16 protein-coding genes and 1 pseudogene are annotated in these 18,263 nt (G+C 34.4%); 16 read left to right on the top strand and 1 reads right to left on the bottom strand.

Going from position 1 to position 18,263, the window contains the following annotated elements; all coding sequences use genetic code 11:
* Positions 1-289 precede the first annotated feature (289 nt).
* The 3 genes from ltrA (at position 290) to QUF78_RS23405 (ending at position 3,331) form a co-directional block, all read left to right on the top strand.
* Positions 290-1,552: a group II intron reverse transcriptase/maturase gene (gene ltrA / locus QUF78_RS23415; protein WP_289323229.1), complete on the top strand. Its 1,263-nt coding sequence runs from the start codon at positions 290-292 to the stop codon at positions 1,550-1,552.
* Between the two features lie 194 nt (positions 1,553-1,746).
* Positions 1,747-2,133 carry a MerR family transcriptional regulator gene (locus QUF78_RS23410; protein ID WP_289326581.1) on the top strand — a complete coding sequence of 129 codons (387 nt, stop codon included), beginning with the start codon at positions 1,747-1,749 and terminating at the stop codon, positions 2,131-2,133.
* A 25-nt stretch (positions 2,134-2,158) separates the two neighbouring features.
* Positions 2,159-3,331 (top strand): MFS transporter, encoded by a 1,173-nt coding sequence (locus tag QUF78_RS23405; protein ID WP_289326580.1) that lies wholly within the window; start codon positions 2,159-2,161, stop codon positions 3,329-3,331.
* A gap of 470 nt (positions 3,332-3,801) precedes the next feature.
* On the opposite strand, the gene QUF78_RS23400 is transcribed toward QUF78_RS23405, so the two are convergent.
* The gene (locus QUF78_RS23400) at positions 3,802-4,311 is read right to left on the bottom strand and encodes a GNAT family N-acetyltransferase (protein ID WP_289327391.1); all 510 of its coding nucleotides are present in this window, start codon (positions 4,309-4,311) and stop codon (positions 3,802-3,804) included.
* A gap of 381 nt (positions 4,312-4,692) precedes the next feature.
* On the opposite strand from QUF78_RS23400, the gene QUF78_RS23395 reads away from it, so the two are divergent.
* The 13 genes and pseudogenes from QUF78_RS23395 (at position 4,693) to QUF78_RS23335 (ending at position 18,250) form a co-directional block, all read left to right on the top strand.
* Complete coding sequence (locus QUF78_RS23395) at positions 4,693-5,721, top strand: serine hydrolase domain-containing protein (protein WP_289326579.1); 1,029 nt, start codon at positions 4,693-4,695, stop codon at positions 5,719-5,721.
* Between the two features lie 253 nt (positions 5,722-5,974).
* On the top strand, positions 5,975-6,349 hold the full coding sequence (locus QUF78_RS23390; RefSeq protein ID WP_483313866.1) for a hypothetical protein: 375 nt from the start codon (positions 5,975-5,977) through the stop codon (positions 6,347-6,349).
* Positions 6,350-6,496: 147 nt separating this feature from the next.
* Complete coding sequence (locus QUF78_RS23385; RefSeq protein WP_289326578.1) at positions 6,497-7,102, top strand: hypothetical protein; 606 nt, start codon at positions 6,497-6,499, stop codon at positions 7,100-7,102.
* A 656-nt stretch (positions 7,103-7,758) separates the two neighbouring features.
* Positions 7,759-8,742, top strand: a complete 984-nt coding sequence (locus QUF78_RS23380) for a glycosyltransferase family 2 protein (RefSeq protein WP_289326577.1) — start codon at positions 7,759-7,761, stop codon at positions 8,740-8,742.
* A 1,687-nt stretch (positions 8,743-10,429) separates the two neighbouring features.
* On the top strand, positions 10,430-10,723 hold the full coding sequence (locus tag QUF78_RS23375; RefSeq protein WP_289326576.1) for a hypothetical protein: 294 nt from the start codon (positions 10,430-10,432) through the stop codon (positions 10,721-10,723).
* 347 nt (positions 10,724-11,070) lie between these two features.
* Positions 11,071-11,682, top strand: a complete 612-nt coding sequence (locus QUF78_RS23370; RefSeq protein ID WP_289326575.1) for a hypothetical protein — start codon at positions 11,071-11,073, stop codon at positions 11,680-11,682.
* Positions 11,683-12,900: 1,218 nt separating this feature from the next.
* On the top strand, positions 12,901-13,254 hold the full coding sequence (locus QUF78_RS23365) for a CPCC family cysteine-rich protein (protein WP_289326574.1): 354 nt from the start codon (positions 12,901-12,903) through the stop codon (positions 13,252-13,254).
* Between the two features lie 542 nt (positions 13,255-13,796).
* The gene (locus QUF78_RS23360) at positions 13,797-14,237 is read left to right on the top strand and encodes a GNAT family N-acetyltransferase (protein WP_289326573.1); all 441 of its coding nucleotides are present in this window, start codon (positions 13,797-13,799) and stop codon (positions 14,235-14,237) included.
* A 72-nt stretch (positions 14,238-14,309) separates the two neighbouring features.
* Positions 14,310-14,852, top strand: a complete 543-nt coding sequence (locus QUF78_RS23355) for a PepSY-associated TM helix domain-containing protein (protein ID WP_289326572.1) — start codon at positions 14,310-14,312, stop codon at positions 14,850-14,852.
* Positions 14,853-15,071: 219 nt separating this feature from the next.
* Complete coding sequence (locus QUF78_RS23350) at positions 15,072-15,764, top strand: aspartate/glutamate racemase family protein (RefSeq protein ID WP_289326571.1); 693 nt, start codon at positions 15,072-15,074, stop codon at positions 15,762-15,764.
* Positions 15,765-15,900: 136 nt separating this feature from the next.
* Positions 15,901-16,159: pseudogene (locus QUF78_RS23345) on the top strand (IS110 family transposase); the annotation flags it as partial.
* Between the two features lie 41 nt (positions 16,160-16,200).
* The gene (locus QUF78_RS23340) at positions 16,201-17,472 is read left to right on the top strand and encodes an MFS transporter (protein WP_289326570.1); all 1,272 of its coding nucleotides are present in this window, start codon (positions 16,201-16,203) and stop codon (positions 17,470-17,472) included.
* A gap of 295 nt (positions 17,473-17,767) precedes the next feature.
* Positions 17,768-18,250: a DUF2975 domain-containing protein gene (locus QUF78_RS23335; RefSeq protein WP_289326569.1), complete on the top strand. Its 483-nt coding sequence runs from the start codon at positions 17,768-17,770 to the stop codon at positions 18,248-18,250.
* The last annotated feature ends 13 nt before the right edge of the window (positions 18,251-18,263 follow it).

Raw genomic sequence — 18,263 nt, 5'->3', positions numbered from 1 at the left:
CCGGGGAGGTCTGATGACAGCCAAGTACACTTGGTAACCTGTCCAGTGATGGACAGCTGAATCATCAGAAGTCAGCAGAGGTCATAGTACTTGTCTACTCGAGAAGATAAGGAAGGACCGAACAGATTAAGGAGGATGAATACTAGGCGTTCGTTATCTGCGAAGAAGCAAACAATTCCTAACGGAACTTATTTGAAGGAAGAAGTGGTGAATACACGGGGAACTTCAAAAGGGTGGAGCAGATAAAGGCACAAATAGACCATTTATCCACGTAGAAAGGATATCAACGATGTTAATGGAACAGATACTAGAGAGGGAAAACTTAATACAGGCATTGAAGCGTGTAGAAAGAAATAAGGGAAGCCATGGTGTAGATGGAATGCCGGTTCAAAACCTGAGACCGCACCTCGCAACTGAATGGTACAACATGAAAACTGCCCTTTTACAGGGTACCTATCAACCGCAGCCCGTCCGTCGTATCGAAATCCCGAAACCAAACGGCGGAGTTCGGCTATTGGGTATTCCAACCGTTCTAGACCGTTTCATTCAACAAGCCATTGCCCAAATATTAACCAGGATATATGACTCAACCTTTTCGGAGAATAGCTATGGTTTTCGCCCTAACAAACAAGGGCACCAGGCGGTTCGAAAGGCAAAGTCCTATATAACCGAAGGTTATACATGGGTAGTGGATATGGACTTGGAGAAGTTCTTCGATAAAGTGAATCATGACAAGCTCATGGGAATGTTAGAGCGGAAAATTGAAGATAAACGAGTTCTCAAACTGATTCGTAGATTCCTTCAAGCAGGCATTATGATAGGCGGACTTTTTCATAAAAGTGAGGAGGGAACTCCGCAAGGAGGTCCGTTAAGTCCTTTATTATCTAATATCATGTTAGACGATTTAGATAAAGAACTAGAGAAACGCAATCTTCGATTCGTAAGGTATGCGGATGACAGTACTATCTTTGTGAAGACACGAAAAGCCGCCAAACGTGCAATGGGAAATATCTCAAGCTTCATTGAAAATAAACTGAAGCTAAAGGTCAACTACGAGAAGTCGAAGTATGATCGCCCTTGGAACAGAACGTTTCTCGGTTTTAGTTTCACGAAGTCAAAGAAGAACCCGAAGGTTCTACTGGCTAAACAAACGGTGAAGAGAGTAAAGAAACGAATCAGGGAAATGACCTCGAGAAAATTACCGAAACCCATGAAACTCCGAATAAATAAGTTAAAGCAATACCTTAGAGGTTGGATGGGTTATTTCGCCCTCATTGATACTCCGAACGTTTTGAAGAATTTAGATTCATGGATTCGAAGAAGACTCAGGATGTGCCTATGGAAGCAATGGAAATTGCCAAGAACGAGAGTGAGGAAACTCAAAGGATTAGGCGCCCCATTTGGAAAAGCGTATGAATGGGGAAATAGCAGAAAGGGTTATTGGCGCATAGCGCATAGTCCTATTCTAGACAAAACCCTTAATAATGTTTATTGGCACCACCAAGGGTTAGTAAATCTATATGAACGATATACAAAACTACGTCAGACTTAAACTGAACCGCCGTATACCGAACGGTATGTACGGTGGTGTGAGAGGTCGGAGGCTAGGCGCCTCCTCCTACTCGATTTATGGAACTATCTGGGCAGGATAGATGAAGAAGAATGTAAAGCGAAAATTTTATAAATACCCTTGACCTGGAGTTAACTCCAGCTGTTATGCTTTCAAAAGTTAAGGAGGACATTGTTATGATAATTTCAGAAGTAAGCGAAAAATTTGGTATCTCACCTGATACCCTACGCTATTATGAACGAATAGGTCTGATTCCCCCTATAAACCGTAACAAAAGTGGGCTAAGGGAATACACAGAACAGGACTGTCATTGGATTCAAGTAATTTTGTTTATGCGTAACGCAGGTATGTCCATAGAGTTGTTGCTGAAGTATGTAAAAATGGTTCATCAAGGCGATGAGACTATGCAAACAAGAAAGGAACTGTTAATTGAACAACGAAACCAGTTGGTTGCAAGGATAGAGGAACTACAAAGAACCCTGGAGCTTTTGAACGGGAAAATTGAGAGTTATGAAAAGTCTGTAGTTCCGAATGAAAAAAAACTGAAAAAATCAAAAGAGTAAGTAATAAACAGAGGAGGTAAAACTTATGTCTAAACAAAATGGTTTACTAATAGTTATTTTGACCATAGGAGTTTTCGGTATCCTAACTACTGAGATGGGCGTAATTGGGATATTACCTTCAATTGCTGAGCACTTTGATATCAGTGTAGCCAAAGCAGGTCTGCTAGTGAGCCTCTTTGCACTTACTGTCGCCATATCAGCTCCTATTATGCCGATATTGTTTTCAGGAATAAATCGTAAGAAGATTATGCTACTCGTACTTGGTATTTTCGTTATAGGAAACATTGTCTCAATATTTGCATCAAACTTTACCGTTTTGCTAATTGCTCGTGTGATTCCAGCTGTTTTTCATCCAATTTTTTGTTCGTTGGCTTTGACAGTAGCTGCCACATCTGTCAGCAAGGAAGAAGCTCCAAAGGCTGTTTCTAAAGTGATTATGGGAGTAACCGCAGGTATGATACTTGGTGTACCAATCACTAATTACATTGCTAGTGAAACCTCCATAGAAATGGCGATGTTATTCTTTGCTGTCGTTAATGCAATTGCCTTCATGGCTACATTGTTATTCATCCCATCCTTACCTGTTAAAGAAAGGCTTTCTTACGGAACACAAATCAGTGTATTAAAAAAGCCAATTGTTTGGTTAGCTATTGCTACTGTCGTATTTATAGGTTCTGCAACTTCGAGTATCAATAGTTTCATTGCAGAATATCTTGGAACCGTTACAAATATATCGGGGGGAACCTTAACTTTAGCATTATTTTTATTAGGCATAGCAAGTCTTTTTGGAAATATTGCAGGAGGAAGGTTACTTACCAAAAATGCTATGAAAACTGCAACCCTTTTTCCAATCATATTAGGAATGGTTCTTCTATTATCATTCCTTACAGGGAAGTCCACTGGACCTATGTTAATGACTATCATGTTATGGGGGATATTATTTGCTATAGGAAATAATGTTGGTCAATATTGGATTACCTCTTCTGCTCCGGAAGCCCCTGATTTCGCTAATGGATTGTATCTCTCATGCGGTAACTTGGGGATAACGATTGGAACCGCAGTAGGTGGATTATTTATATCGGGAATGGGTGCACAATATGTTGTATTAGGGGGAATAGGATTCTTGATATTAACTCTAATATCTATTTTACTGAGAGGTTTTATATATAATCCTACAACAAAACAACTTGCTAACTAAGAAGTAAAGATAAGTTTGTGAACATTTGTACTTCAACTTACAGTGCGTTAGTTGAATAAAATTAATTCAGGTATATTCCTTAAATTGGAAATATATTTTTTGATTACGGATAGTTTCATAACTTATAAGGTGTGATAAATAGAAAGCCTAAAAAGTGTCACTTTGACCGATAAATGCGCACATATAAAATGTTATTTGGCCCATCCGACTTAAAAAAAACCCAGCTATTCTTCACATTAGAAGATTAGCTAGGTTTCTTAATTATTTACATCCAATCATTTATAGCTCTATCTGATCTTTTTAAAAAAAGCGACTTCTCATTGTTCAACAATCGCGCCCGATTGCGGAACAAAAAACTCCTTCATATCAGGAATTTTTATCAATCTTTTTTATAAATTATCAAACTGTATTTTAAATCAACATTCATTCAGTCATACCTAAAATACCACTCCTAAGGATTCAAAGGATAGTTAGATTTCATTCGCAAACAACCTAAGCTCTTGAGACTCATTGGGAAACTTAACCATTCGTTCAAATTGCAACCCCAGCTTTTCAAGTAGTTTAGCAGAACTGTGATTGTTTGGAGAAGTTATAGCCACAATACGATTAATACCTAAAACGTTTTTTCCATGCGCCATTACTGCAGAGGCTGACTCATAGGCATATCCTTTCGCCCAAAACCTGGGAAGAAAGGCAAATCCAATATCCACATCTTCCAAGGTGTCCCTTTTTATCAGACCGCAGATCCCAATAGGAATACCTTCCTCTTTCAATTCGGTCAAATACAGACCGAAGCCCAATCGATTATACATTTCAATGGGGCCTTTCAAAATATAATTTCGCGCATCTTCGAGGGTTCTTACACCCTTATCCCCGATAAACTGGATCCATGAAGGCTCATTCAAAAGCTCAAGTATAAACTCCGCATCATCAGGTGATATCCAACGAAGTATTAATCGATTTGTTTCAAGAACTTTCAAAGTAGATAACCCCTTTATAATTTCTATAAATGATTCAATATAAGTCAGAGTCTGGTCTTCCATCGCCACGGTATAGCTACCAAACTCTCTTTTCGTATGAAGAAAACATGAGTCTTCCTTTCATTCTTTTTCTCCCTGGGAAACAGACACTGGTATTACCCTATCGCCCTCAAGCTGTTTTTACGATGAAGCGTCAGGCCCCCTGTTAGTCATAATAACAATTATTTCAAGTTCCAATAAAATGAACAAGGAGTTATTTCATTATAAAGCCCAATACACGAAAAAGACGCGTTACAAAATAAACGGGGCAGTTATTTAATAAGAAACAAGGAGTTATTCTTTATTGTATCGAAAAGATTAATAAAGGAAAGTAGTGAAACAATGATAATTAATAAAAAGATAAACACACAGTTTAATTCAGTTGTATCAAATGTTAGAAAGACATCTGATTTAGTTGACTGTTCAGGTGCATCTGTTTTTATAATTCACAACGATAATATTGTTACAGAGGAATATTGGGGTAAACATTCTAAGGCTCCTGATTCGAGGGAAATCCAAGAAGATACCCAGTTTCATGTTGCATCAGTTAGAAAAAGTTACATAGGCTTTGCAGTTGCCTATGCGGTTTATGAAGGATATATAGGCTCAATAGATGATTTAATAGTTAAATATCTTCCAGCGAATAGTATGCCAATATTTAATGGGACAACAATAAGACACCTACTAACACATACGCATGGTTTAAAGAGTATTAATGGAGAGATACATCGGGAATTTACACCTGGAATTAATTGGTCATATAGGGGTGTCGGAATTGATATGTTAACGCAAATCGTTAAAAATGCAACTGGTAAATCGGTTGCTGAAATAGTTGCTGATAACGTATTTAAACCTCTGAATTTTACGGAGACTGGCTGGTATGGAGAAGTAAATGAAAAACTTGTTTCTGTAATACGGATGCCTAATGACCAAAATTGGACTACAAGTAAGAGTACAGACGGCAATAAGATGAATATGTATGTATCATCAAGAGAGTTGGCTAAATGGGGGTACTTTCATCTTAAAAAGGGAAATGTAAATGGAAAACAAATCGTATCAAATGAAATTATAGATATCGCTACAACCGTTCAAAGCCCAAATTCATTAGATGTGGAACTTCCCCAAAACGGATATTTATGGTTCGTAAAAGATTTACCTGCAAGAAAATCAGAAATTGGTGAACTTATATCTAAAGGATCCTTTCAAATTTTAGGCTATACAGGAGTAACTCTTTTGGTTATACCTCAACATAATCTTGTGGCAGTGCGTGCGTTTAATAGTTTTGGTTCCCCTAATGGACTTGATTACTTAGCTGATGTCCGAGAATTTGGTAATACTATTATGACCTGCTTAATATCGGCATCCCATTAATGGATAGCCTCGAATTAATACGTCTTGAAGCTATCAAAATTTTTTTAGATAGAGTCATATCTTCATGTGTCTTTAATTGAAAGTGACTTTTCACTTCATTACCAGGAGCTGATCAGCAGCTCCTTTTCTTATGCGACAAATGGGGTAGGCTTGCTTCATGAAAAATATTCCAAAATCTGTTTAATTTCAAATTAATAATGTTAAAATTATCCTATGATTCGGCTGAATAAATGTAAAGAAGGGAGTAGTATATTTGTTAAAATCGAAAGCATTTAGAATGTTAGTACTAATATTCATCCTATTCTCCATCTTTATAATTCTAAAAAAAGATGTGATATTTCAGGAAGGAAACCCTATTCCGTTTGCTGTGGCTATATCTAAAATAATTATTCAGGATAAAGAAATTACTGAAGTAAATGGTACAGAGGAAGTGGGAGGGATTTACGGATATTTAGTAAAACGCGGGGAAATGAAGCCTTTCATTAAAATGATGGAAAAGGAAGGCTGGGAATTTGAAGAAAGAAACGAGATATCAAATGCTTTAGTGTTTAATAAGGGCGATGTTACCACAAGTGTTGGTTATCAATATTATACAAGATACTACACAATAATTTATTATTCTCCTTGAACTATCGGGTGCTTTACTTCATTAATGAGGTTGCTGCGGCAGCCTTTTTTGTTACCGGACTAAAGGGGCAGGATAGTTCAACAAATGATTGGGGTAAGAAAGTTAATTTAAATTCAGTAAAATCAATATAAGTCTGGGGGGAATCTTTTGAAAAAAAACTATCTCATTTTTAGCTTAATATCAATTTTATCCTTGATAATAATTTCTGGATGCTCTAATTCTAAAGACAGCATAGCTACTATTTCAGTTAATTCCGAATCTGAACATACGAATACTTTTAAAAAATTAAATTTAGGGGAACTGTATGATTTTGATTTCAAATTAAATAATGCAGATAAAACTTGGGTAAATGTTTGGATAGAAAGTTACAAAGATGGAAAGCAAGAACCTCAACCGATGGCTGAACTATCTTATGGGTTAAGCCCTAACAAAGAGGAAGAAGGAAACTTAGGATTTGGAATAATATATACTAATGATACTCGTTTATGTTTTCTTTATTCACCAAATACAACCACAACACCACAAAAAATAGACAAAATACATTCTAATGGTGTGTTTAGTGGATGGGACTATGCCATAGGGGAAGAAAAAGTAGATTTAAAATTAGGAGAAACGTATTTATTAGGTGCATACAGAGAATCCAATGGAAACTCCATAAGGACATACGATTTACAAGACGAAAATGAAGTGAAGAAAATGTTAAATGATGATAAAGTTGTATTTTTACTTAAAATTAAAATAGAAGAAAAATAAATGAATAATTTTTGATTACATAAACTTGATTTGATTGAATTCACTTAAATAACTTTACGTTAGCTGAAGAGCGGATCTGTCAACCATAGGGACAGTTTAGTTACCATGAAAATAAGTTTCTTTAAAAATGGAAAAATGACAATACTTAAGAAGACCCTGCTCAATCGTTTTAAAAAAAGAGGAGAGCGTTAATTAATTAGTCTATGGATTAGGGTTGACTGGATTAAGGTCAGTATCAGTATTGACACTTCCTAACCATTTTCATTCTTTGTGGTGAATCGCCGATTTTTGCGATTCATGGATGGCTAACGGGTGCTTAATTCGAGGTTGCTGCGGCAGCCTTTTTCTTATGGCACTAAAGGGGAAGTCAGGTTAAGCGTAACGTGTGTAAATGAGGTTTTATTTATTATTTTTAATAATAAATGAACTCCCTCATTATTCATGAAGCTTTGCTACATCAGTAACCACATTATTACAAAGAAGATTCAACACATCAATTTCTAGCGAATTAAATATGATTAATATTCCTCGTAACAATTAATGATTGTTAAATTTATGTAAATTACCTAATAACTAGATTAATAATGGTATAATTAACCAAAAAATGACGATAAATATTTCTGATGCAGTTTATAGTCTTTTAAGGAGAAGTGGTTATGCGTAAGGTTACAGTTGGGATACCTTGTTACAATGAAAGTAAAAACATTTTAAAATGCCTAGATAGTATTACATCTCAATCAGATATATTTCAGGATATCGAAGTACTGATAGTAGATGACGGGTCAACGGATGATACAGTAAAAATTATTGAGAATTATAAAAAACAGTACAATATAAATGGCAATATGAAGATATTAACTCAAAAAAATACTGGCGGCCCATCAACCGCTAGAAATAGAATTATCGATGAAGCCGAAGGGGAATATATCTTCTTTGTTGATGGAGACGATTATCTTGCTGAAAATTCCATTTCAAATATGTATACATTAGGTAAAGAAAATGATTCAGATGTTATTATCGGAAAATATGAGGGCGTCAATCGTAGAGTTCCTGTATATGTATTTAAAAGTACGCAAATAAACACGAATTTTTTTGATTCACTAGTAAAAGACACGATGTCAGTATTGAAAATGTTTAAAACTGAATATCTCCGTTCTTTGAATATTCGTTTTAGAAAAGATATTAGATTGGCAGAAGATCACCCCATTGCTATGAGTGCTTATTTACACACTAAAAAAATTAGTATATATGCAGATTCTCCTTGTTATTATTGGGTGAGACATATTAATTCTGAGAATAAAACTCATTTAACTGGCGGCGTCATCCCAGTAGATGAATTTTATAAGTATTTATTTGAAACATTTGAAGTAATAAAAAATGCCCGAATCACTGAAAAAGAAAGAACAGAAGCTTATAGAATATATTGGGACAGATTACTTACACTTGATATAGTTAATGAGTTTAAGCGTAATAGAACTGAAATGGAAAGAAATCATTCATTTGCGATTCTACTACGTTTGTTTAATAAGTATGAAGGACCCTTAATAACACCGTTATTAACAGGTTATAAACGTTATACTGCAATGTTACTTTGCAATGAGGATTATCTTTTATTTACTGAGTATTTGAAAATAAAATAAGGTTAGTTAATTTTTATTGAGGCCATTATTAGTAAATAGAAATACACTTGAGTATTTTAAAGCTAGCAAATTCTAATTCCAATTGCTAGCTTTCTGATACAAAGTATAACAAACTAATCGACGTCATTCTCGTACCTACACAGGCAACCAAAAAAAGGTTCCCTGCTTTTTTTTATTTATTAATCATCATTACGAACTATATGCATTCACTTTTCCTTCTTCGAAATAACTATCTCTACCACGCTTACCGATATCAGAACTTCCTCTGTCAAATATTTAAGCACCTCATTAACAGAATGCTTATCACCCGTTCATTAAGAAAAGCGATTCTTTTTAAAGAATCGCGCTCGATTGCTGAATCACTGAAGCTTCTATTAGCTGGTTTAGTTTATTAATAGGGGGTGCTGCGGCGACCATTTTCTTACGGAACTAACGGGGCAGGTTAGTTCAAGAAGGTATTATTTTAGTGTATAGTTATTCCAATGAAGAATGAGTACAAAATCAATCCGTATTATTTAATAATTACTGCTAGGTGTAAAAAATGGGAGTGACTCTATATTAAAAATAATCCAATGTTACTTCTTTTTTCTTTTTTATTTATTGTCATTTTTGGATTTTGGTTAAGAAAAAGGATTCTTTCATTCGATTATAAAAATAAAAGTAAATTGTTCTTCTTATTGGATAACTTTGAGTTAATTGGTGGAGTTCTTATTGGTGTAGGATTACTATTTATCGTGATTTTTCTCTAAGATTTATTTCACAAACGGGTGCATTAGCTTAAGATCGGAGCTGTCTTTAAGGCGGCTTTTTCTGCTTTTTCTTATGCAACTAAAGGGGCAGGTTAGTATAATAACTGTTTAATTTGGAATTAAGTAGTACTAATTCAAAAACGGAACAGAAAGAATAGTTTAATTATAGAAACAACACTGAAAATGTAAGAAATAGTATAGAACTAAAAAAAGTATTTTAAATTTTAACGAAACAGTAAGTAAAATGATTGTTGAAAGTTCTTTATTTCCGAGCAGTTTAACCTAAAATAGTATAAGAATGTCGTTATTTATCGAAACAAAATAAAAATTTGTTGCTAAATTTGAGGTTTTGAAATGGAAAATTTATTTCACTACATTTATTCTTGTGTTGGTATTTTAGTCGGTTTATATATTTTTATTACACGAAAAAAATCCAGAAAATCACTATTAATGCTTTTGTTATCCATTATTGCGTTTTATAGTAGTGCATACATTTTTTATTTTGTAACTTATCCCTTCAATTTAATTGGCACATTATTTATACTAGTGCTTTGGGTTGTTATTCTTCAACTTGTTAAAAAATTCAATTCAGGAAAAGAGCAAGTATTCTGGTATGTATGCATATTGTATGTGGCAATATATCATTTTTTACATTATATTTTTGACCCACTTGCTGAAAAAAATATATGGTATGCGGGAATATTTTTCATATATACGAATGTTGGATTGACTTCACTTGCAGTATATTATTTTATCTGGGTCTATAAGAAGAAGTAGTTAAATAAGTTACACATTTTAGGAGACCTTCAATTACGAAGGTCTTTGTTTAAAAATAAAAACAACATGAATCATTAACATAGCCTATTTTAAAAAATATGTGAAGGATTGTACTTAAACTAACGGGTGCTTTACTTCAATAACAGGGGGATAATTAAGCTATGATAGATTTTCTTTTAGGCATTCTTTCCGCAGGATTCGGTGATAATTCTTTGGATACTCGAAAAATTGATCGAAATATAGAAATGCTGAAGAATCATACTTGGTTTAAAAATATATACGAAGATGAAAAATATCACCGATTGTTTTTTGTAAATAGAAATGTTAGGCAGTATTTACAAAGTACAATGCGTGTAAAAAGAATTATAAAAAGGGAAAAATCTCAAAGAGTATTTCTTGTATTTTTAAATAATCAGTTAAAAAATAAAATATCCTTAATCATGAACCAGGGATAACAAAGATTGTTATCTTTTGCATGCGTGAAAATAAGAAACGCAAATAATTTTTCAAGACGTTTTCCACGTCTTTTTTATTGCACAGGTTGTGTCAACTCTACAATAAATCTTAATGGAACTAACGGGGCAGGATAGTTTTATAAGGGGTCCAGACAACTTTTCGGCAAAAATGTACGTTAAAGATATTAATGTTGATATAAAAGGGGTATTTCATTAACGTTTGTTAAAGAGAACTTTTCAAAACCATTACCTGAATAGTAAAATTATAACTTTAAGCATATTAAGCTGATAATTTCCTAATCTATGCTATGCTATATTTTACTTTTAATTGGAAATGGAGAAAACAAATGAAAAAAATGTTTAAAACTGGACTTTTATCTTTAATAGCTTTGATGTTAGTTTTTTTATCTGTAGGGCCCTCAGTGAGTGCAGAATCAATGTCTACGAATGAAAATGAAGAAGTAGCTAAGTTGGAGAAAGATCTTAAATTTCTAATGGAGGAAGCTGCTATCTATGATTCGGAAAATAATGTAGTAGGCTTTCATTTTGATAAATTAGAAGCTGAATTTGGTGAAATAGACGAACTTAAAATTCTCCAACAAGAGATTGAGTCTTCAAGTTGTGAGCTTGCAGAAACTACAGTGACTAATCCTATACAGCCATTAGCTGCTAAGAAAAGTTGGAAAAGTTGTATGGTAGCTTCTTTAAAAGACCATTTTGGAGTAGCCCTTATTGAAGTAGCTATGACTGGAGGGTTATGGGCCTATTTACAGAAAAAGGCGTATAAAGAAGCAGCCAAACTATTAATTAAAATTGGTATAGGTGGAAATGCAATTGGTTTAGCTGCTACTCTTACTTGGTATGGAACTAGATGTCTAGAGGGTGTAGGCCCTTGGGCTATTAATACGGTTGAAATGAATGATTCTATTTTAAATAAAGAACTTTATAGTATAGTTTGACCATAAGATATTATAGGTCTGAAAAGGGTGATTACAATGGCAAAGGAAATCTTATACTTTTTGGGGTATTATCTATTAATCCCAATAATTTTTATGATTAGCATTTTTTTATGGAGATTTGTTATTCAAGGTAATGATCTATGGTTGGTTTTAACAGATTCTTTATCAATTTTAGGGTTATATTATTTATTTACGAGTATTTTATTTAGCTTTTTTGTTAAACGATTTAAAGAAAAGAATGAAGCCTTTTACAAATGATCGAATTTCAAGCTTCTACTAGACTCCTATTTTAAGGGGGTCTTTTTGTTTTCCCATTGCTATAGCACGGTTTCGGTACAGTCTAAAACGCCTCGAATAGATCAAGTGGGCTGTTGCTACTTATCAAAAACGTTCGTTTATAGTACTGATACATTTAAACTCAATCCAGGCTAATATCAGTACTAATAGATTTTCCAAAATCAAAGTATCAATTAGACCCTTTATGAAACTATCTTAACGTATGCAAATCAACTATTATCCCTTTGAAAATTAATAAAGTTACTTAAAAAATTAGGCAGCTTTTTTCTTATGCAACTAACGGGGCAGGTTAGGAAGGTAATTTACCAAAAAGGGGATTGAAAGTGGATTTATTACTCTGGATAACTTTTGGTTTCATAATCGGATTTGTTGTTCTCTCTTATACAAAAAGAAATATGGATAGGAAGCAAATTTCAACTCCCCAATCTATAGTTTGGGGAGAGCGAGTATCATACTTATTGTGTAGTGGTTTAGTAAAATTTAGTGAGTTTTTGGCAATGGTTTTGGAGAGAAGTAGTTCATTTTTGTGAAGTAATGTACTTAAACTAACAGGTGCTTTAGTTCATTAACAGGGGTTGCTGCGGCAGCCTTTTTCTTATGGCACTAACGGGGCAGTATAGTTCCATAAGGAAATGGATTATTTTACACTTATGAATAATTAATCTTTATTGTTATTATTTTCTTAACGGTTCAAATATTAATTCACCATTAAGGAATGTGATTTCCTGTGAGAGCAATAAATACATTTAACTTAGTTACAAAGTTATTAATTTTTTTCTCTTTTAATACATATATTTGTTTTTATGCAAAAGACAAAACAGAAGGCATAGTTATTGCCTGTATAGGTATCTTTCTAGTGATTTTAGTGACAACTATTGGATTTATTCTAGATAAAAAGAAAAGGAAATAGGTGGGATTTTAGTGCAACGTGAAAAGTGTCCTTGTTGTGGCTTTCCAACATTGGAAGAGCGTGGGATTTATGATATATGTGAACTTTGTAATTGGGAAGATGATGGACAAGACGATCCATATGCAAATGAAGTTTGGGGTGGTCCAAATGGGGATTACTCTCTTACAGAAGCAAGAAGAAATTTTAAAGAAAATCTCATTATGTATAGAGATAGAAGAAACATATTTACTCAAACTAATAAAGAAATTGAAGCAAAAAAGTCTTTAATAAGTGCGTTCGTTGAATTAGGCAAGTGTGAACCAGATTCGTTAGAATATAAGGTACTTTGGATCAAAATAAAGTCTTACGAGAAAGATTTTAATTGAAACCCCTAAATGAACCTTACAGTGCGTTAGCTGAAGATTGGAGCTGTCTTAAAGGCAGCTTTTTTTATGGCACTAAAGTGGCAGATTTGTGAAAGAATGATTGTTAAACAGTGATTACGGAAAATTGTTACTAAGAGGTGATTTTATGGATACTTCAAGTTATATATTTTTAGCAATTTATTGGATCAGAATTATTATATGGTCGCTTAAAAATAAGGAAAAGGCTAAGAAGGAATTACTTCAAATAAAAAATAATTGGAAGACAGGAGTATCAATATTGCTAATTATTTTATTTCCATTTTTAGTTATGGCTTCTATGGTATTTGTATTGTAGTTTGTTTTCATTGTTAAGCTAACGTGGCAGGTTAGCAAGATTGTGAAGGTTTGTACTTAAACTAACGGGTGCGTTAGCTGAAGAGCGGAGCTGTCTTTAAGGCAGCTCCTTTCTTATGCATCTAAAGGGTCAGGTTAGTTCAACAAAGATAAGATATAATTTGGATTAATATACAAAATTTTAATGAAAATAGAAAGGAAGCATGAATATGACAGAAATGTTACCAATGACATCGGAGAATTTAGAGCTATGTATCGAACTCTACATGAACGTTTTTAATAGTGAACCATGGAATGAAAGTTGGACATACGAGACTGCAAATGAAAGACTTACTGACTTATTGAATACTCCTAAGTTTCTTGGTTTTTTATTCCATGACGATCACAATCCAGTAGGTTTTATTGCTGGAAATAGTAAGGTGTCTTATCAAGGTTTAACTTTTTATCTGGCGGAACTTTGTGTAAATAATCAAATGCAAGGTAAGGGATACGGCTCAAAAATGCTTCATTCTTTAGAAGATGAACTACAGAAGAGAGGGATTAAAAGCCTATATTTATTAACTGCTAACGACGGGCTTGCAGAAGCATTTTATCGAAAGAATGATTTTGTTGTAAATGAACATAGGATAGTTATGAAGAAAAGTTTATAATTGTACGAATTTTAGGGTTTTACTCCAAATTGAAAAATGTTGTGAAAAGTAGCCAAGGAGTGTGGTGGAACAATGTCGAAATCTGTAAAGTTGTATCAATTTAGCCGAAAAGTACATAAATGGTCAGGATTAATTTTATCTGTTTTTTTTATGTTCATCGCAGTCACAGGCCTCGTGCTTGTTTATATGATACCATTCGGAGTGGCTGATGAGTTAAGGACAGGGAAAGAGTCGAGTCCAGATCAAGCGATACCAATGGAGAAGGTCGTGTCGATTGCTGCTTCCGAGGGACTTCCAGGGACAGACTCGGTTGATGATATATTTAGAATTGAATATAGACCAAGTGCAAATGTTTACCAGGTTCGCTTTAATAACAGTCAAGGTGTTCAAATCGATGCAAGTACGGGAAAAGTTTTATCCACGAACCCGGATTACTCAACTTTCCTCATTACTTTGCATGATGGATCCTTCTTTGGCAATTGGTATAGATACACGATCCTCACAATGACAGGTTTAGCCTTAATACTGCTGTCATTTTCAGGGTATTATATGTTTGGCTTTCCTCTTTATAAGCGTCTGATGGCGAAAAGAAAAACAAGAGATTCGGAGATTTAGCTAGGGGACCCATTAAGGAATGTGTTTTACTGTGAGAAGTATCTAACTTAGATTTTTAGCAAACACCATCTACAACTTACAGGTGTTTTATGTTAATAACAAGCTGCGGCAACACTTGTTTTCTTATGGAACTAAAATGGCGGGTTTGTTTAAGAAGAAAGATACATTGAATTTATGTTTGTAATTTTCAATTCATTTCAAATTAAAAGGGGAATATTCATGAAAACTATTGGGCTTATCGGTGGAATGAGTTGGGAGTCATCGTTAGAATATTATCGTATTATTAACGAAGAAGTGAAAGCTAAATTGGGAGGATTGCATTCAGCTAAGTGCATTTTATATAGCGTGGATTTTGAAGAAATAGAACGCTATCAAGCTGAAGGCGATTGGGAAAGTTCAGGTAAATTATTGGGGGATGTTGCTCAGTCTTTGGAAAAGGCGGGTGCAGAAATTATTGTAATTTGTACAAATACGATGCATAAAGTGATTAGATATATTGAAGAAAAAGTTAGCATACCAATTTTACACATTGCAGATTCAACAGCAAATCAAATTCAAAAGTCCGAAATAAGTAAGGTTGGTTTACTTGGTACTAAATATACGATGGAGCAAGACTTTTATAAAACACGAATTGAGTTTAATGGTATTAAGGTTTTGATACCAAATGATGAGGATAGAAAAGTGATAAATCAAGTAATTTATGAAGAGTTATGTTTAGGGGAAATTCAACAATCATCAAGGGATTATTACAAAAAGGTCATTAAGAAGTTAGTTGATGATGGAGCTGAAGGAATAATATTAGGTTGCACAGAAATTGGATTATTAGTAAAACCAGAGGATTCAGAAGTACCATTATTTGATACAACAGTAATACATGCCATTGAATCTGTTAATATGGCATTAGGAAAATAATTTGATTAGACAATGTACTTTCAATCCGAGGTAAATCACTTTCTCCTTCATCATCTAACAGGTGCTTTATTTCAATAAGCGAGGTTGCTCGGCAGCCTTTTTTCTTATTGAACTAAAGAAAGGTTAGCTTAATGTAGATGGATTTGCTAGTTTATTAAAATGGATGGATAAGATTCAGAGATTAAATAAACTGGAGGTAGCCATTGTGGGAATGGAACCTAAAATCCATTACTGGATGATCTTTCGAAGTGGCTATTTAAACAAGGAATTGAGGTAGTGACGGTAAACATCACTTAGTAAAAAGGAATAAAGAAAACAGTGATGATTCTCAGTCGAAAAGTGATAAGAAAGATGCCCTGGTCATCACTGATATGGTGAAGAACGGTTACTACACCGGAGAAATTACAGAATGATATATGAATTGAGGTCTTAACAAATGTCTAGTAAAACCTATCAATTGAACCAGAGTTATGTAGATTCTCAAGAAAAACAAAAAATGTTATACAAACGTACATTGATTATTATAAGTATTTCACAAATTTTTGGTGGTGCTGGGTTAGCAGCTGGAGTTACGGTGGGGGCACTTCTTGCACAACAAATGCTTGGCACAGATGCATTTGCTGGACTTCCTTCGGGATTATTTACTTTAGGGTCTGCAGGGGCTGCTTTAATCGTAGGGAGACTTTCTCAACGTTACGGTCGTCGTACAGGTCTAACAGCTGGTTTTATGGTAGGTGGACTTGGAGCGATAGGAGTCATAACTGCAGCTATAATAAATAGCATTTTCCTTTTATTCGCTTCCCTTCTCATTTATGGTGCAGGAACAGCGACAAATTTACAAGCTCGTTACGCTGGTACGGACTTAGCAAACAATAAACAGCGAGCTACTGCTATTAGTATTACTATGGTATTTACAACATTTGGTGCAGTTGCAGGTCCGAATTTAGTGAATGTAATGGGGGATTTTGCTCTTTCTATTGGTGTTCCATCACTTGCTGGTCCTTTCATTTTATCAGCAGCAGCATTTATCTTAGCAGGTCTTGTACTTTTCATCATGCTTCGCCCAGACCCATTGGTTATAGCTAGAACAATAGAAGTGTCCAACCAAGAAAGTAATCGAATAGAACATTCGACAGATACTGATAAAACAGAAAACAAAAGAGGCATTATTGTTGGTGCAACAATCATGGTTCTTACTCAAATTGTCATGGTGGCTATTATGACAATGACACCAGTTCATATGAGACATCATGGACATGACTTAGGTGAAATAGGTCTTGTTATTGGCTTTCATATAGGTGCAATGTTTCTCCCTTCACTTGTTACAGGTGTCCTTGTTGATAAGTTTGGTCGTACTACCATGGCTATTGCCTCTGGAGTTACGCTGCTTCTGGCAGGTTTAATATCAGCGATTGCACCAGGTGATTCTATGATTCTCCTAGTTATTGCTCTTTCTTTACTTGGATTAGGATGGAATTTTGGTTTAATAAGTGGGACTGCTCTCATTGTTGATTCAACTGGAACTTCGACTCGGGCTAAAACTCAAGGTGCAGTGGATGTTTTAATTGCATTATCAGGTGCTGCTGGTGGAGCCTTTTCTGGAATGATTGTGGCGGGTTCAAGTTATACAACATTATCATTTATTGGAGGCTTATTATCTTTATTATTGATTCCTGTAGTTATCTGGTCTCGGGGAAGTGAAAAATAAAATAACCAATTTCTCTATGAAATGAGATTTTATGATGAACTAACAGATGCTTTACATCGATAAGGAAGGTTGCTGCGGCAGCCTTTTTCTTATGGATTTAAAGGGGCAAGTAGCGCAAGTTATTTAAAGTTATAGAGTATTTCTTTGTTATGAGGATGGTTTTATTCCTTTTTTTAAAAATGAAAGGGATAATTACGTAACAATAATAATATAATAAAAGACAATAATACTTTATTGTAAAACGATAAAACGTGTGTTAAAGTCAAATTAATAATAAATAAGTGAGGTGCTTTTTATGAAACGGGGAACAACACTCTTTTTAAAGATAGCTGTTATTCTTATTGGAATTCCAGTTCTTGCTTTGTGCATATTTTTGGTGCCTGAGATAGCGAATTTTGCAGCAGAATTGTATCCGGATTTTGCTTATATGAAATATCTCGTTTTAATCGATTTGTATGCATCGGCGATACCTTTTTACTTTGCTCTGTATCAAGCTTTTAAACTTTTAAGCTATATTGACAAGAACAAAGCTTTCTCGGAATTATCTGTTAGAGCTTTAAAGATTATCAAATATTGTGCAATCACAATCAGTATCTTGTATGTCGCAGGCATGCCACTCTTTTATCTCATGGCGGAGATGGACGACGCCCCAGGTATCATATTAATCGGAATGGTCGTTATTTTTGCTTCAATGGTGGTTGCTGTCTTTGCTGCCGTTCTTCAAAGGCTTTTAAAAGAAGCCATAGATATAAAAGCGGAAAATGATTTAATAGTCTGATCTGAGGTGAATA

This window comes from Peribacillus sp. ACCC06369 (genome assembly GCF_030348945.1).
GTDB lineage: Bacteria > Bacillota > Bacilli > Bacillales > DSM-1321 > Peribacillus.
Note: the sequence above shows the minus strand (reverse complement) of the source record. Positions and strands in the feature narration are given on the sequence as shown.

Excerpts from the sequence above, each read along its gene's own strand:
- QUF78_RS23370 (WP_289326575.1), top strand. The coding sequence starts at position 11,071 with ATGAAAAAAATGTTTAAAACTGGACTTTTATCTTTAATAGCTTTGATG.
- QUF78_RS23380 (WP_289326577.1), top strand. The coding sequence starts at position 7,759 with ATGCGTAAGGTTACAGTTGGGATACCTTGTTACAATGAAAGTAAAAAC.
- QUF78_RS23350 (WP_289326571.1), top strand. The coding sequence starts at position 15,072 with ATGAAAACTATTGGGCTTATCGGTGGAATGAGTTGGGAGTCATCGTTA.
- QUF78_RS23355 (WP_289326572.1), top strand. The coding sequence starts at position 14,310 with ATGTCGAAATCTGTAAAGTTGTATCAATTTAGCCGAAAAGTACATAAA.
- QUF78_RS23375 (WP_289326576.1), top strand. The coding sequence starts at position 10,430 with ATGATAGATTTTCTTTTAGGCATTCTTTCCGCAGGATTCGGTGATAAT.
- QUF78_RS23405 (WP_289326580.1), top strand. The coding sequence starts at position 2,159 with ATGTCTAAACAAAATGGTTTACTAATAGTTATTTTGACCATAGGAGTT.
- QUF78_RS23395 (WP_289326579.1), top strand. The coding sequence starts at position 4,693 with ATGATAATTAATAAAAAGATAAACACACAGTTTAATTCAGTTGTATCA.
- ltrA (WP_289323229.1), top strand. The coding sequence starts at position 290 with ATGTTAATGGAACAGATACTAGAGAGGGAAAACTTAATACAGGCATTG.
- QUF78_RS23410 (WP_289326581.1), top strand. The coding sequence starts at position 1,747 with ATGATAATTTCAGAAGTAAGCGAAAAATTTGGTATCTCACCTGATACC.
- QUF78_RS23340 (WP_289326570.1), top strand. The coding sequence starts at position 16,201 with ATGTCTAGTAAAACCTATCAATTGAACCAGAGTTATGTAGATTCTCAA.
- QUF78_RS23335 (WP_289326569.1), top strand. The coding sequence starts at position 17,768 with ATGAAACGGGGAACAACACTCTTTTTAAAGATAGCTGTTATTCTTATT.
- QUF78_RS23360 (WP_289326573.1), top strand. The coding sequence starts at position 13,797 with ATGACAGAAATGTTACCAATGACATCGGAGAATTTAGAGCTATGTATC.